The following is a 13,170-nucleotide window of genomic DNA, read 5'->3' on the forward strand; positions in this document are numbered from 1 at the left end:
ACAACCCCTATGCAGGCTCCCACATCGACGCGGTTCGAGGGCAAAACCATTGTGATTACCGGCGCCAGCCGGGGCATCGGTGCGGCGATCGCGCATCGGTTCGCCCGCGAAGGGGCCTCGGTGATGGTCAGCGCCAACGAACCACGCGTCGAAGAGGTCGCGGCCGCCATCCAGGCTGACGGCGGCAAGGCGATCAGCTTCGTCGGCGACGTGACCGACAAAGCCAGCGTGGTCGCGCTTTACGACGCTGCCGAAGCCGCCTTCGGGCGTGTCGACGTGTCGGTGCAGAACGCCGGCGTGATTACCATCGCAAAAATTGAGGCCATGACCGAAAGCGAGTGGGACAAGATCATGGATGTGAACACCAAGGGGGTGTTCCTCTGCTGCCAGGAGGCTATCCGCCGCATCCGTAAGCACGGCTCGGGTGGCCGGCTCATCAACACGGCTTCAGGCCAGGCGCGCCAGGGTTTTATCTACACGCCGCATTACGCCGCCTCGAAGTTCGGGGTCGTGGGCATCACGCAAAGCCTCGCCAAGGAGGTCGCCAAAGAGGGCATCACGGTCAACGCGTTCTGCCCCGGGATCATCGAAACCGATATGTGGGCCTATAACGATGCGGCCTGGGGCAAGCTGCTCGGCGACTACAAGCCCGGCGAGTTGATGGCCGAATGGGTCCGCAATATTCCGATGGCTCGGGCCGGCTCAGGTGACGACGTGGCGGGACTTGTCGCCTTTCTGGCCAGCGACGACGCCTCCTATATCACGGGCCAGACCGTCAACGTCGATGGCGGGCTGATCATGTCGTGATGACCGCGTTTGATCGAGAGCAACAGGGGCGGTTTTCGCGTCGCGGCGACCGAGCCTTGGCTCTTGGCCGCCTGCGCCGCGCCTCGGCGGGCACGACGCCGCTTAGGCCGCCAGCACGACCACTTTGGTCTTGACCGGCGTTCTCTCGTAAAGGTGGATCATGTCTTGGCTGATCAGGCCGACGCAGCCACTCGTGATGCCTGTGCCGATCGATGTTGGCTCGCTGCTGGCGTAGATCGTGAAAAGCGTATAGGCGCCGTTCTGATAGAGATAGAGTGTGCGGGCACCCAGCGGGTTTTCAAGGCCTCCCGGCATGCCTTTCGCGTATTTGGCCGCTTCCGGCTGGCGCTGGATCATCTCCTTGGGCGGCGTCCAGGTCGCCCATTCGGCCTTGCGTCCCACGTAAGCGTCACCGCTCCACCGGAAACCATCGCGGCCGACGTTGGCGCCATAACGCGTGGCGGATCCATCGCCCTCGACGCGGTAGACGTAGTAATTGTGGGGATCGACGATGATGGTCCCGGCCGCTTCCTTGGTGTCGTAGCGAACTGTTCGGCGATAGTATTTCGGGTTGATTTTGCTGACATCGACCGCCGGAATAGGAAACTTTTCCGCAGGCACCGGCCCGTAGACCTTCTCGGCTTCCGCGAGACTCATGAAGTCGGATGTCGCGCAGCCCGCGAGCCCCAGAACGCCGAGACCAGCGGCCGAGCCGAGCACGAAGGATCGACGGTTGATGAGACCCGACCGACGCTCAAACGACGCAGTCTTATCGTCGCCCAAACCGCCATTTCCGATGTGTGTGATCATGATTTGGACTTCCGTGTCCTGCCGCCAACGATATGAAACCCAGGCATACACGCTCTGATCGTCTTGTCGAGCAGACTGCCGTCAGAGGGGGTCGACTGGCAAGCGCCAGCCTTGGCCGCGCGGGTCGCTCCCGTTCATGGCGTCGCTCTCGTCCGAAGGACCTTGCGCCCGATACGCTCCCGGTGCCGACGACCTTGCACGTCGAGAGTGACAAGGACGCCGCTACCGGATGACCGAGGTATCAGCGCCAGCCGAGTGCCGGAGCCACATGCTTCAGGATCGCCTCCATGACGTGAACATTATAGGCGACGCCGAGCTGGTTCGGCACGGTGAGAAGCAAGGTGTCGGCTTCGGCAATGGCCTCGTCGGCCCTGAGCTGTTCGACCAGTTTGTCAGGCTCGGCCGCATAGGAGCGGCCGAAAATCGCGCGCATCTCGTCGGAAATGTAGCCAATCTGATCGCGGCTGTCGCCTTGGCCAAAATAGGCTCGGTCGCGGTCGTTCATCAGCGCGAAGATGGAGCGCGACACCGAAACGCGAGGCGTCCGTGTCTGTCCAGCCGCCGCCCACGTCTCGCGATACAGGCGAATCTGCTTGGCTTGTTGCACGTGGAAGGGCTCGCCCGTCTCATCCTCCTTGAGGGTCGAGCTCTGCAGGTTCATTCCCTGCTTGGCCGCCCAGACCGCCGTGGCGTTCGAGGCCGATCCCCACCAGATGCGATCCCGCAACCCCTCCGAGTGCGGCTCGAGGCGCAGCAGCCCCGGCGGGTTCGGGAACATCGGCCGAGGGCTCGGCTCCGCAAAGCCCTCGCCCTTCAGCGCGCGGAGGAACACTTCGGCATGGCGACGGCCCATATCGGCATCGCTTTCGCCTTCGGCCGGTGCATAGCCAAAGTGGCGCCAGCCGTCGATCGCCTGTTCGGGCGAGCCGCGACTGATGCCGAGTTGGAGTCGGCCGCCGCTAATGAGATCGGCCGCGCCCGCATCTTCCGCCATATAGAGCGGGTTCTCGTAGCGCATGTCGATCACGCCGGTGCCGATTTCGATGCGGCTCGTCTTTGCGCCGATCGCCGCCAGCAAAGGAAAGGGTGACGCGAGCTGGCGTGTAAAATGATGGACGCGGTAATAGGCGCCGTCGACCCCGAGTTCTTCGGCCGCGACCGCGAGGTCGATCGATTGCAGCAAGACGTCGCGTGCCGAACGCGTGCCAGACTGCGGAGCAGGCGACCAATGCCCAAAGGATAAGAAGCCGATCTTCTTCACGGGATGATCCTCGTTTGGAGAGGTTGAAGCTCGTCGCCGCCCCTGTGAAAGAAGATTCTTGACCTTCTCGGGGCTCGCGTTCGCTTCGACATGCCCGTCATAAGGTGCCTGCCGCATAAAGCTGCAAGAAGGCACAATTCTGTGACTAGGATGACTTGCGTTGCGTGACGAGCACAAGCAAATGCTGGCGTCAGACCCCGCCATGCCGAAGCGGGACGTATCGATTTCGCCCTGACACCGCCCCGTAACCACCGCCCGTCGGGGTCATGATCGTGATGGCTTCGTCGGCGTCCCGTCGCGTCTGCGCGCAGCCGCCGATGGGATTGCGTCACCTGTCGACCGGCCCCGCTCCGTTCCCCTCATCCACCGCTTTAATCGAGGTGCAGATCCTCCGCCGCAAGGTCGAGCAGGCGGGCCATGGCTGTGCCCGCACCGGCCGTGTCTCGCATCCTGATCGCCTCCAAGACCCGCCCGTGGACCGAGAGTGCGCGAGCTTGGCGCTCCATAAACGTGTTGGTGATCGTGAAAGAGGCATTCAGCGCGGCCTCCATCAAGCCGGCCAGCCCACGCAGCACGACATTGTGGCTGGCTCTGATGACCCCGCGGTGAAAGGCAAGATCCGCCTTGCAGTAGCGGTCGAAGTCAGTCGGCACCGACGCTGTCATCGCCGCGAAGGCCGCCTCGATCGCCGCCAGATCCGAGCCCTGAGCACGCCGAGCGGCGAGTTCGGCAGCCGCCGGCTCAATGATGCGACGCGCCTCGATCAAGCCGGCCATCAGTTCCGCGTCATCCTGGATATTGGGATGCCAGCTTAAGACAGCGGGGTCGAGAAGGCTCCAGTCTTCCCGGGCTCTGACGCGGACGCCGACGCGGCGGCGCGCCTCGACCAGCCCCTTGGCAGAGAGCACCTTGACGGCCTCACGCAGCGAGGTGCGACTGACGCCGAGCATGGCGCCGAGCTCCTCCTCGCGGGGCAACATTTCACCCGGCTTATAGGTGCCCCCAAGGATATGCCGCCCAAGGATGTTGACGAGCGAATCATGGACGCGGCTGCCGTTCCCGGCCTCGCGCTCGGCGGGGAGGGGGGTCGACGTGGCTTGTCCGGTGGTGTCGAGCGGCATCGCGTGTTCCATCGCCGCGACGGCGATCGGCCGCGCGCCGTCACTCATGATAGAGCACGGAACGGCCCCCATCGATCACGATGCAGGCCGCGTTGATGAACGGGGCCTCGTCGGAGGCGAGAAACACCGCCGTCATCGCCACTTCCTCCGGTCGGCCGATGCGTTTGGGGGGATGCAGGTCATAGGTCCGCCGACGTTCGGCCTCCGGGTCCGGGAACGTGTTCCAATAATCGACTGCGATCTGTGTCTCGACATAGCCCGGCGCGATGGCGTTCACACGCACGCCGCGCGCCGCATAGTCTATTCCAAGCGCGCGCGTGAGGCCAAGCAGGCCGTGCTTTGCGACCGGATAGGGAAAGCAACCTGGGATGATGCTGAAGCTATGCGAGGAAGCGATGTTGATGATGGCTCCGTCGCGGCGCTCGAGCATGGCGGGCAGCACCGCTTTGCTCATTCGCCATACACCGTCGAGGTCGACCGCGAAGCAGCGGCGCCATTCGGCCTCGCTGGTGTCCAACGGCTCGTGAAACACGTTGATGCCGGCGTTGTTGACGAGGATGTCGATGCGGCCGAATGACGACAGCGTGGCCGCAACGACCCGATCGATCGAGTCGGGGTCGGTCACGTCGCAGGGCAGATAGAGAGCAGAACCGCTCGCCGACAAAGCCGCCGCCGTCGCGGCGCCGGTTGTCGCGTCGAGTTCGGCCACCACGACGGACGCGCCCTCCCGCACGAAGGCGCGTGCCGTGGCCTCGCCGATGCCGCGCCCAGCTCCGGTGATGATCGCAACTTTGCCGGCGAGCCGGCCGGGCACGGGGCTCACCAGTCCACCACGGTGCCGTCGCCCAGCACGGCATTTTGCGTGTGCAGCACCTCCTGAGCATAGGGGTGCCGGGCGCAGGCCTCTTCGTCTACCTCGATGCCGAGGCCGGGCGCCTCAGGCACCTGCCAGAAGCCGTCGACCATCCAGATTGGCCCTTGGACCACCTCGAAATACCAGGGAACGGCGCCAACCATCTCTTCCTGGATCATATGGTTGGGCGTCGAGACGGCGAAATGCAGAGCCGCGACGCCCGCGATGGGGCCGAGCGGATTATGCGGCGCAACGCCGACACCCACCGATTCCGCATGAGCCGCAATTTTCTTGGCCTCGAGCAGGCCGCCGCAATGACAGATGTCGGGCTGGATCACCGCCACGGCGTTGGCGGCCAGCAGTTCGACGAACTCCGAGCGTTCGACCAACCGCTCGCCGGTCGCCAAGGGGATGCTTGTGCGACCGACGAGTGCCTTCAGGCCGGCCGTATCGCCGGGTGGGACGGGCTCCTCTACAAACATCGGGCGGCCGGGCTCGAGCGCTTGAATATAGGGCAGTGCCGCCGCTGCGGAGGCGGGTCGGCCGTGGAAGTCGACCATGATCTCGATCTCCGGGCCGACCGCCTTGCGGAGCGCCTCCATCAGCCGACCCACTTTGTCGACCTCAGGCAGTGGCGCGTGGAAATGCGTGTAGGGAATGAACACCGCCTTGAAGGCCCGATAGCCTTTCGCCATCAACTCTTGAGCGCGCAGCACGAGGGGATCGGCATCCATGGTTTCGTAGACGGCCCGCATATCGCCCAGTCCGAGGTGGGTATAGACCGCCACCTTGTCTCGCACCTTGCCGCCAAGCAGGCGCCACACGGGCACGCCGAAATGTTTGCCCATGATATCCCACAAGGCCATTTCGATCCCCGAAATCGCGCTCATGCCGATGGCGCCGAGCCTCCAGAACGACTGCTTCTTCATGACCCTGACGGCCTGCTCGATGTCGCGCGGATCGCGCCCAAGCACCAAGGGAGCGAGATCCTCGACGGCGCCGACGACCGCTCGTGTTTTCCATTCCAACGTCGCCTCGCCCCAGCCATAGAGGCCTGGCACGTCGGTTTCGACCCGCACGAAGACCCAGTTGCGCATCTCCGCATTGACGACGCGCGTCCGAATAGCTGTGATCTTCACGCCCATCTCCCCATTCGCCCTCCATTAGATCATATCTAATGGAGGTCTCTCGTGATTCATCAAACGCTGAATTGTTGCAGCGCACAACCAGCATTGGCAGGACAATCGTGTTCGCTCTTGACCCAGCATGCAATCTGATCGTATCAAAAGCAAGTTAGGTACGATCAATAGTGTTCACGACTTGAGAGTTTTTGGCCGACCGAGCGGGTGCCGTCTGCAAAAACGTCGGACGTTTTGGTTGAGGGCATCCGGCTAGACGAGTTGATGGCAGCCTGCCGCTGAGGCCGGTGCCCAAGAACACGATGGGCGGTCAACGTCCAGTCGACACTCAAGGAGGACTGACAATGAAGCGTGCAATCAGATCATTGACATTGGCCGGCCTGATGGCCGGAAGCCTGCTCGGATCGGCTTTTGCGGCCGACACCAAAATCGGTTTCGTCGTGAAGCAGCCCGAGGAACCCTGGTTTCAGGACGAGTGGAAATTCGCGGATCAGGCCGGCAAGGAGAAGGGGTTCACGGTCGTCAAGATCGGAGCCGAGGACGGCGAAAAAGCCTTGGCGGCCATCGACAACCTTGGCGCGCAAGGCGCTCAGGGCTTCATCATCTGCACGCCCGACGTCAACCTTGGCCCGGCGCTTGCGGCCAAGGCCCAGGCCAACAAGCTCAAGATGATGACGGTCGACGACCGCTTGGTCGACGGCGCGGGCAAGCCGCTCGAAGCCGTGCCTCACATGGGCATCTCGGCCAGCAAAATCGGGGAGTTGGTCGGCCAGACCATTGCCGAGCAAACGAAGGCACGGGGCTGGGATCTCAAGGATCTCGGCGTGATTCGCGTCTCCTATGATCAGCTTCCGACCGCCAAGGATCGGGTGGATGGCGCGACCGCGATGCTGCTGAAGGCCGGCTTGCCGCAAGCCAACATCTTCAACGCGCCGCAAGATAAGACCGACACCGAGGCGGCGCTGAATGCCGCCACGACCGTGATCAACGCCCATCCCGACGTGAAGCATTGGGCCGCTATCGGTCTCAACGACGAGGCGGTGCTCGGCGCCGTTCGTGCGACCGAGTCGGTCGGGATCAAGCCCGCTGACGTGATTGGTGTGGGCATCGGCGGTGCCGATTCGGCCATCAACGAATTCAAGAAAAGCCAGCCCACCGGCTTCGTCGCGACCGTGATCATCTCGCCCAAGCGGCACGGTTACGAGACCGCGACCGATATGTTCGATTGGATCACCAAGGACCAAATGCCGCCCACGCTCACCCAGACGGCGGGTCAACTCGCGACGCGGGACGACTATGCCAAGGTGCGCCAGGGCCTCGGCATCCAGTAAGGGGGATCGCATGAACGCCGAGGTCCCCGTGCTGCGGGTCGACAACATCGCCAAGGGATTTCCAGGCGTTCAAGCCCTCAAGGGCGTCTCATTCGCGGTGCCGGCCGGGACCGTGCACGGCCTGCTCGGCGAGAACGGAGCGGGTAAGTCGACCTTCATCAAGATCCTCGGCGGCGACTACCGCGCCGACGAGGGCACGATCACGATGGGCGGGACGCCGTTCAGTCCTGCGACCGTCAAGGACGCCATGGCGGCCGGCATCGCCGTGGTGCACCAGGAACTCCAACTCGTGCCGGAGCTCACAGTCGGCGAAAACCTCACTCTCGGCCGTTTTCCGAACCGGGGCGGGCTGGTGTCGTTTCGGGCTTTGCATGAGCGAGCCGAGGCCGCGCTCGCGACGGTCGGGGGCGGCATCGCTTCACGGACCAAGGTGGTGCATCTCTCCATTGGTCAACGCCAGATGGTCGAGATCGCCAAAGCCGTCATGGACGACGCCAAGGTCATTGCGCTCGACGAGCCAACCTCTTCGCTGTCGGCCAACGAGAGCGAGGTGCTGTTCCGCCTCATCGAAAGCTTGCGCGCTCGCGGCAAAATCATCCTCTACGTCTCGCATCGGCTCGACGAGGTGTTCCGCCTGTGCGACGGCGCCACCGTTTTGCGTGACGGACGCGTCGCCGCTCATTTCGCCTCGATGGCAGGGATCACCCGCGACGAGATCGTGCAGCGCATGGTCGGCCGGGAGATCCAGGACATTTGGGGTTGGCGCGCGAGACGGCTTGGCGACGAGGTGCTGACGGTCCGCGGTATTGCGGGTGCACGGCTGCCGGTGCCGGCCAGCTTCTCGATCGCGGCGGGCGAGATTCTCGGTTTCTTTGGCCTCGTCGGGGCAGGTCGCACCGAACTGTTTCGCTTGGTTTACGGTGCCGATGCCCGCCAAGGCGGTGACGTGACGCTCGCGGGCAGAACCGTCACGGCGACGCCGAAGGGGTCTATCGGGGTCGGGCTTGTCATGTGCCCCGAGGACCGCAAGGCGGACGGCATCGTTCAAGGTCGCTCCGTCGAGGAGAATATCGTGATCTCGACGCGGCGGCACTTTTCGCCGTTCGGGCTCATCGATCGCGCCCAAGAGGCGCGCGTGGCAGACGGCTTCATCGAAAAACTGCGTGTCCGCACGCCCAGCCGAAAACAGGACATCGTGAACCTGTCGGGCGGCAATCAGCAGAAGACGATCCTGGCCCGCTGGCTCGCCGAGCCTGACGTCAAGGTCTTGCTCGTCGACGAGCCGACACGCGGCATCGATGTCGGCGCCAAAGCCGAAATCTATGCCATCCTCTACGACCTCGCCGAGAAGGGGCTCGCGGTTGGCGTCGTCTCGAGCGACTTGCCCGAGGTGATGGGCATCTGCGACCGCATCCTCGTGATGCGCGAGGGGCAGGTCGTGGCCGAATTCAAACGCGGCGCCTTCGACGAACACACCATCCTTGCCGCTGCCCTCCCAGGAGACCACGATTCATGAACCACCTGCGCCGGCTCATCCTGGGCGATCAGGGCCTCGTCGTGTTGTTCGTGGTCGCCTTTGCGGCCGTGGCCTTTCTGGTTCCGAACTTCTTCACCGAGCGCAACATGCTGGGGTTGCTGCAATCGGTCGTCACCATCGGGATCGTCTCGGGCAGCATGATGCTATGCCTCGCCTCGCGCGATTTCGATCTGTCGGTCGGCTCGACTGTCGCGTTTGCGGGCATGGCCGCCGTCATGGGATCGAATGCGACCGGGAGTGTCACGCTTGGGGTGGGGCTGGCGCTTCTCGCCGGGTTGGCGGTCGGGATCGTGAACGGCGTGGTCATCGCCCGCCTTCGCATCAATGCGCTCATCGCGACGCTGGCGACGCTGCAGATCGTGCGCGGCTTGGCGCTGATCGCCAGCAACGGCCGAGCCGTGGGCGTGAACGAACCGGCATTCTACTCCATCGCCCAAACGGCGGTCTTCGGCATTCCGACCCCGGTCTGGGTGATGGTGCTCTGCCTCGCCGCGTTCGGCTTCGTGCTCAATCGGACGGTGTTCGGGCGAAATGTGCTGGCGGTTGGCGGTAATCCCGACGCGACGCGCCTCGCCGGCGTCGACGTGGCGCGAACCCGCATCTGGATCTTCGCGATCCAGGGCGTGATGTGCGGCATTGCCGGCGTATTGCTCGCCTCGCGCATCACCAGCGGCCAACCCAATGCCGCGACCGGACTTGAATTGTCGGTGATCTCGGCCTGCGTGCTGGGCGGGGTTTCGTTGGCCGGTGGCCGGGCCGCCATCTCGGGCGTTGTGGTGGGCGTGCTGATCCTGGGAATCGCCGAGAATGCGATGAACCTTCTGAATATCCAGGCCTTCTACCAATATCTGGTGCGCGGGCTCATCCTGCTTCTCGCGGTCATGCTCGACAATCTTCGAAGCCGGGCTTTGCGGCGGTCCTGATCGAGAGGGCCGATACCGGGAGCTTACGGCGTCTCCGGCTTATTGCAACTGTTCGCCGCCGCTCTCAATGCCAACCCGCTCGCAGGTCCCCGTCTTGCCTGCGAGCCTTAGGGTTGTGTCTGCGTCATGCCGCTCATCGGCATCATGTTGTGGTTCATGTGTCCCATGATCCAGAGCGATCCGCCGATCAGCAGCCCGATGATCAAGACGCCGAAGGCGAGCGCCATCGCGTTGTTGATGTTGTCCGGCGATGTCGTCAGGTGGAAGAAGAACACGAGATGAATGCCGATCTGGGCGATCGCGAAGACGATCAAGGCCACGAACACGGCCGGTCCGTACACGAGGGTCGACGAGGAGATGTAGAAAGAACCGGCCGTGAGTAAGGCCGCAAGTCCGAGTCCGATCACGTAGGATCTGACGCCGGATTTCAGATCTCCTTCATCCGGGTGGTGCTCGCCGGGTGCGGCATCCCGGTGATGCGTTCTCCCGCGGTCGGGACTGCGCGAGCCCGCGTCCGAGGTTGCGGACGGCATCGCAATGTCGCTCCGCGCGATGTCGACCGATCCAACCGCGACCGCCGCCGTTGCATGGCGCTTGCGGGGCAGGAGGCCGAGCAGCCCAACGAGGAGCACGCCGAAGGTGATGCCCCATCGCGCTTTGCGCGTCGGGCGCGACGATGAACCGTGGTGCGGGCTCATGCGCTAACTCCCATCAGATAAACGACCGTGAAGACGCCGACCCAGACTATATCGAGCGCGTGCCAAAAGAGGGCCCAACAGGCGGTTCGGCGGATGATGTCGTCGCGAAACCCTTTCGCCAAGACCTGAGCCATCATGGTGAGAAGCCAGAGGATGCCGACCGTGACATGGAGGCCGTGGCAGCCGACGAGCGTGAAGAACGCCGACAGAAAGGCGGAGCGGCTCGGTCCCGCGCCTTGCGCGATGAGGCCGGCGAATTCATGCACCTCAAGCACCAGAAACCCGACCCCGAGCGCCGCCGTTGCCAGCATCGTCACTTGAAACCACAACAGGTTCTTGAACCTCAGCGCCAGCCCCGCCATGCCACACGTGAAGCTCGACAGCAGAAGCAACACCGTTTCGATCCCGACACTGCCGCGATCGAACAATTGAGCTCCGGACGGACCCCCTGCCGTATTATCCTTCAGGACAGCGTAAGCGGCAAAGAACGTCGAGAAGGTGATGATGTCGGAAAGAATGAAGATCCAGAACCCGTAGCCGACGACGATGCGCTTGGGCGAGGGCCCTCCGCTGCCATGACCGGTGGCCTCGTTGTCGTCGCCCGATCCGCGCCCAACCCGATAGGGATCATGTTCATGAGCCGGTTTGCGGCCCGCGTCCGGCGGCGCGAAGGCAGAGGTGGCGCTCACGAGGCAGTCTCCAGCGCTTTCAGGGCTTCGCCGCGCGTCGCCCGGTTGACGGCGTCGATGCGTGCGACGGTTTCGGCCGGAATTTCATATTCGGTCCGGTCACGCCAGGCGAAGACCACGAAGGTCGCATAGGCACCGACGAGCCCAACAATGGCGAGCCACCAGATGTGCCAGATCATCGCGAAGCCGATCAGGGTCGCGAAGAAGGCACAGACAATGCCGGTCGGGCTGTTGCGCGGCACCTCGATCGGCTCATAGTCCGGCGTGTCGGGCAGTTGATGCTGCTCCTGCGCGCTATGCTTCATCCCCCAATAGGGTTCCTCATCGTGGACATCCGGAAGGACCGCGAAGTTGAAGACTGGCGGGGGAGAGGCCATCGACCATTCGAGCGACCGCCCATCCCACGGATCGCCCGTCACATCGCGCAGCTCCTCCCGTTGCTGGATCGAGACGACGAGCTGGATGATCTGACAAATGATGCCGCACAGGATCACGGCGGCGCCCAATGCCGCCACCAGCAGCCAGGGGCGCCATTCGGGCACGTCGTAATGCTGCAGGCGGCGGGTCATGCCGTCCAGACCAAGAATGTAGAGCGGGCCGAATGCGAGCCAAAAGCCTACGAGCCAGCACCAGAACGCGCCCTTGCCCCATCCCTCATGCAACCGGAAGCCGGTCGCTTTGGGAAACCAGTAGGTGTAGCCCGCGAAAGCGCCGAATAGCACACCGCCGATGATCACGTTGTGGAAATGGGCGACGAGAAACACCGAGTTGTGAAGCACGAAATCGGCGGGCGGAACCGCGAGCAGCACGCCGGTCATGCCGCCCACCACGAAGGTCACCATGAAGCCGAGAGCCCAGAGCATGGGCGTATCGAAGCGGACTTTGCCGCCATACATCGTGAACAGCCAGTTAAAGATTTTGACGCCGGTCGGCACGGCGATCACCATCGACATGATGCCGAAGAAGCCGTTGACGTCCGCGCCCGCTCCCATCGTGAAAAAATGGTGCAGCCAAACCATGAAGGCCAGGAGGCAGATCGCCATGGTGGCCATCACCATCGAGCGATAGCCGAACAGCGGCTTGCTCGAGAAGGTCGAGACAACCTCGGAAAAGACCCCGAAGGCCGGCAGGATCAAGATGTAGACTTCCGGATGTCCCCAGGCCCAGATCAGCGCCATGAAGAGCATGGAATTTCCACCAGCCTCCACGGTGAAGAAGTGGAAATCGAGATAGCGGTCGAGCAGCAGCATGGCCGAGACCGCCGTCAGGATCGGGAACGACGCGATGATGAGCAAGTTCGTCGCGAGCGCGGTCCAGCAGAACATGGGCATGCGGAGATAGCCCATCCCGGGAGCCCGCATCTTAAGAATGGTGGTCACGAAATTGACGCCGGTCATCAGCGTCCCGATCCCGGAGATTTCCAGCGCCCAGAGCCAGTAATCGACACCGACGCCCGGCGAATAGGTCAGTTCCGACAGCGGCGGGTAGGGCAACCAGCCGGTCTTTTGAAATTCACCGACGACGAGCGAAATATTGATGAGCAGCGCGCCCGTGGCCGTGAGCCAGAACGATACCGAATTCAGCGTCGGGAAGGCCACATCGCGGACGCCGAGTTGGAGCGGCAGCACGAAATTCATGAGCCCGATCATGAACGGCATCGCGACGAAGAAGATCATCATGGTGCCATGCGCCGAAAAGATCTGGTTGTAGTGGTCGGGCGGCAGATAGCCGGGAGAATTGAAGGCGAGCGCCTGCTGCGAGCGCATCAGGAGCGCGTCGGAGAAGCCGCGCAGCAGCATGACGAGCGCGAGGATCACATACATGATGCCGACGCGCTTATGATCGACCGAGGTGATCCATTCTTTCCAAAGATACGGCAGGTGCCCGGCGAGAATGATCCATCCAAGGACGCCGAGCAGGAGGACGACGACGACGCCCCCGGCGACGAGCGGGATCGGCTGGTCGAGCGGGATGGCCGCGAGCGTAAGCTTGCCAAACATG

At 63.4% G+C, this 13,170-nt stretch carries 12 protein-coding genes; 4 read left to right on the forward strand and 8 right to left on the reverse strand.

What is annotated here, in order from left to right; genetic code table 11:
• Nucleotides 1-9 precede the first annotated feature (9 nt).
• A complete protein-coding gene (locus LGH83_RS19035) occupies nucleotides 10-807 on the forward strand; it encodes a glucose 1-dehydrogenase (RefSeq protein ID WP_227399980.1) in 798 nt (265 codons plus the stop codon).
• Nucleotides 808-909: 102 nt separating this feature from the next.
• Here LGH83_RS19035 and LGH83_RS19040 read toward each other — a convergent pair whose 3' ends face one another.
• From LGH83_RS19040 to dgoD, 5 genes are all read right to left on the reverse strand, one after another.
• Entirely contained in the window at nucleotides 910-1,617 is a 708-nt protein-coding gene (locus LGH83_RS19040; RefSeq protein WP_131195942.1) for a L,D-transpeptidase, read from the reverse strand.
• A 241-nt stretch (nucleotides 1,618-1,858) separates the two neighbouring features.
• Nucleotides 1,859-2,878: an LLM class flavin-dependent oxidoreductase gene (locus LGH83_RS19045; RefSeq protein WP_227399981.1), complete on the reverse strand. Its 1,020-nt coding sequence runs from the start codon at nucleotides 2,876-2,878 to the stop codon at nucleotides 1,859-1,861.
• 371 nt (nucleotides 2,879-3,249) lie between these two features.
• Nucleotides 3,250-4,047: a FadR/GntR family transcriptional regulator gene (locus tag LGH83_RS19050; protein WP_227399982.1), complete on the reverse strand. Its 798-nt coding sequence runs from the start codon at nucleotides 4,045-4,047 to the stop codon at nucleotides 3,250-3,252.
• Nucleotides 4,040-4,813 carry an SDR family oxidoreductase gene (locus LGH83_RS19055; RefSeq protein WP_227401924.1) on the reverse strand — a complete coding sequence of 258 codons (774 nt, stop codon included), beginning with the start codon at nucleotides 4,811-4,813 and terminating at the stop codon, nucleotides 4,040-4,042. Before LGH83_RS19055 ends, LGH83_RS19050 begins: the two co-directional genes overlap by 8 nt.
• 5 nt (nucleotides 4,814-4,818) lie before the next feature.
• The gene (dgoD, locus tag LGH83_RS19060; protein ID WP_227399983.1) at nucleotides 4,819-5,991 is read right to left on the reverse strand and encodes a galactonate dehydratase; all 1,173 of its coding nucleotides are present in this window, start codon (nucleotides 5,989-5,991) and stop codon (nucleotides 4,819-4,821) included.
• Between the two features lie 344 nt (nucleotides 5,992-6,335).
• On the opposite strand from dgoD, the gene LGH83_RS19065 reads away from it, so the two are divergent.
• Genes LGH83_RS19065 through araH form a run of 3 tightly spaced genes read left to right on the forward strand, consistent with a single transcriptional unit; the run spans nucleotide 6,336 to nucleotide 9,782 of the window.
• The gene (locus tag LGH83_RS19065) at nucleotides 6,336-7,322 is read left to right on the forward strand and encodes an arabinose ABC transporter substrate-binding protein (RefSeq protein WP_227399984.1); all 987 of its coding nucleotides are present in this window, start codon (nucleotides 6,336-6,338) and stop codon (nucleotides 7,320-7,322) included.
• 10 nt (nucleotides 7,323-7,332) lie between these two features.
• A complete protein-coding gene (gene araG / locus LGH83_RS19070) occupies nucleotides 7,333-8,838 on the forward strand; it encodes an L-arabinose ABC transporter ATP-binding protein AraG (RefSeq protein ID WP_227399985.1) in 1,506 nt (501 codons plus the stop codon).
• Complete coding sequence (gene araH / locus LGH83_RS19075) at nucleotides 8,835-9,782, forward strand: L-arabinose ABC transporter permease AraH (protein ID WP_227399986.1); 948 nt, start codon at nucleotides 8,835-8,837, stop codon at nucleotides 9,780-9,782. The genes araG and araH overlap by 4 nt, the downstream gene beginning before the upstream one ends.
• A gap of 107 nt (nucleotides 9,783-9,889) precedes the next feature.
• Here the strand turns inward: araH and cyoD are convergent, their stop codons facing one another.
• From cyoD to cyoB, 3 genes are read right to left on the reverse strand one after another with little or no spacing between them, the layout of a single operon-like run.
• Entirely contained in the window at nucleotides 9,890-10,480 is a 591-nt protein-coding gene (gene cyoD, locus LGH83_RS19080; protein ID WP_319799577.1) for a cytochrome o ubiquinol oxidase subunit IV, read from the reverse strand.
• Entirely contained in the window at nucleotides 10,477-11,169 is a 693-nt protein-coding gene (locus LGH83_RS19085) for a cytochrome (ubi)quinol oxidase subunit III (RefSeq protein WP_227399987.1), read from the reverse strand. The genes cyoD and LGH83_RS19085 overlap by 4 nt, the downstream gene beginning before the upstream one ends.
• Nucleotides 11,166-13,169, reverse strand: coding sequence for a cytochrome o ubiquinol oxidase subunit I (cyoB, locus tag LGH83_RS19090; protein WP_227399988.1), 2,004 nt, complete (start codon nucleotides 13,167-13,169; stop codon nucleotides 11,166-11,168). The genes LGH83_RS19085 and cyoB overlap by 4 nt, the downstream gene beginning before the upstream one ends.
• Nucleotide 13,170: the final 1 nt, after the last annotated feature.

Origin of the sequence: Lichenihabitans sp. PAMC28606 (genome assembly GCF_020616535.1) — a bacterium.
GTDB lineage: Bacteria > Pseudomonadota > Alphaproteobacteria > Rhizobiales > Beijerinckiaceae > Lichenihabitans > Lichenihabitans psoromatis.

Bases quoted from the DNA above. Each gene is read 5' to 3' on its own strand.
- cyoD (WP_319799577.1), bottom strand. From the start codon at position 10,480: ATGAGCCCGCACCACGGTTCATCGTCGCGCCCGACGCGCAAAGCGCGA.
- LGH83_RS19040 (WP_131195942.1), bottom strand. From the start codon at position 1,617: ATGATCACACACATCGGAAATGGCGGTTTGGGCGACGATAAGACTGCG.
- LGH83_RS19050 (WP_227399982.1), bottom strand. From the start codon at position 4,047: ATGAGTGACGGCGCGCGGCCGATCGCCGTCGCGGCGATGGAACACGCG.
- LGH83_RS19035 (WP_227399980.1), top strand. From the start codon at position 10: ATGCAGGCTCCCACATCGACGCGGTTCGAGGGCAAAACCATTGTGATT.
- araG (WP_227399985.1), top strand. From the start codon at position 7,333: ATGAACGCCGAGGTCCCCGTGCTGCGGGTCGACAACATCGCCAAGGGA.
- araH (WP_227399986.1), top strand. From the start codon at position 8,835: ATGAACCACCTGCGCCGGCTCATCCTGGGCGATCAGGGCCTCGTCGTG.
- LGH83_RS19065 (WP_227399984.1), top strand. From the start codon at position 6,336: ATGAAGCGTGCAATCAGATCATTGACATTGGCCGGCCTGATGGCCGGA.
- cyoB (WP_227399988.1), bottom strand. From the start codon at position 13,169: ATGTTTGGCAAGCTTACGCTCGCGGCCATCCCGCTCGACCAGCCGATC.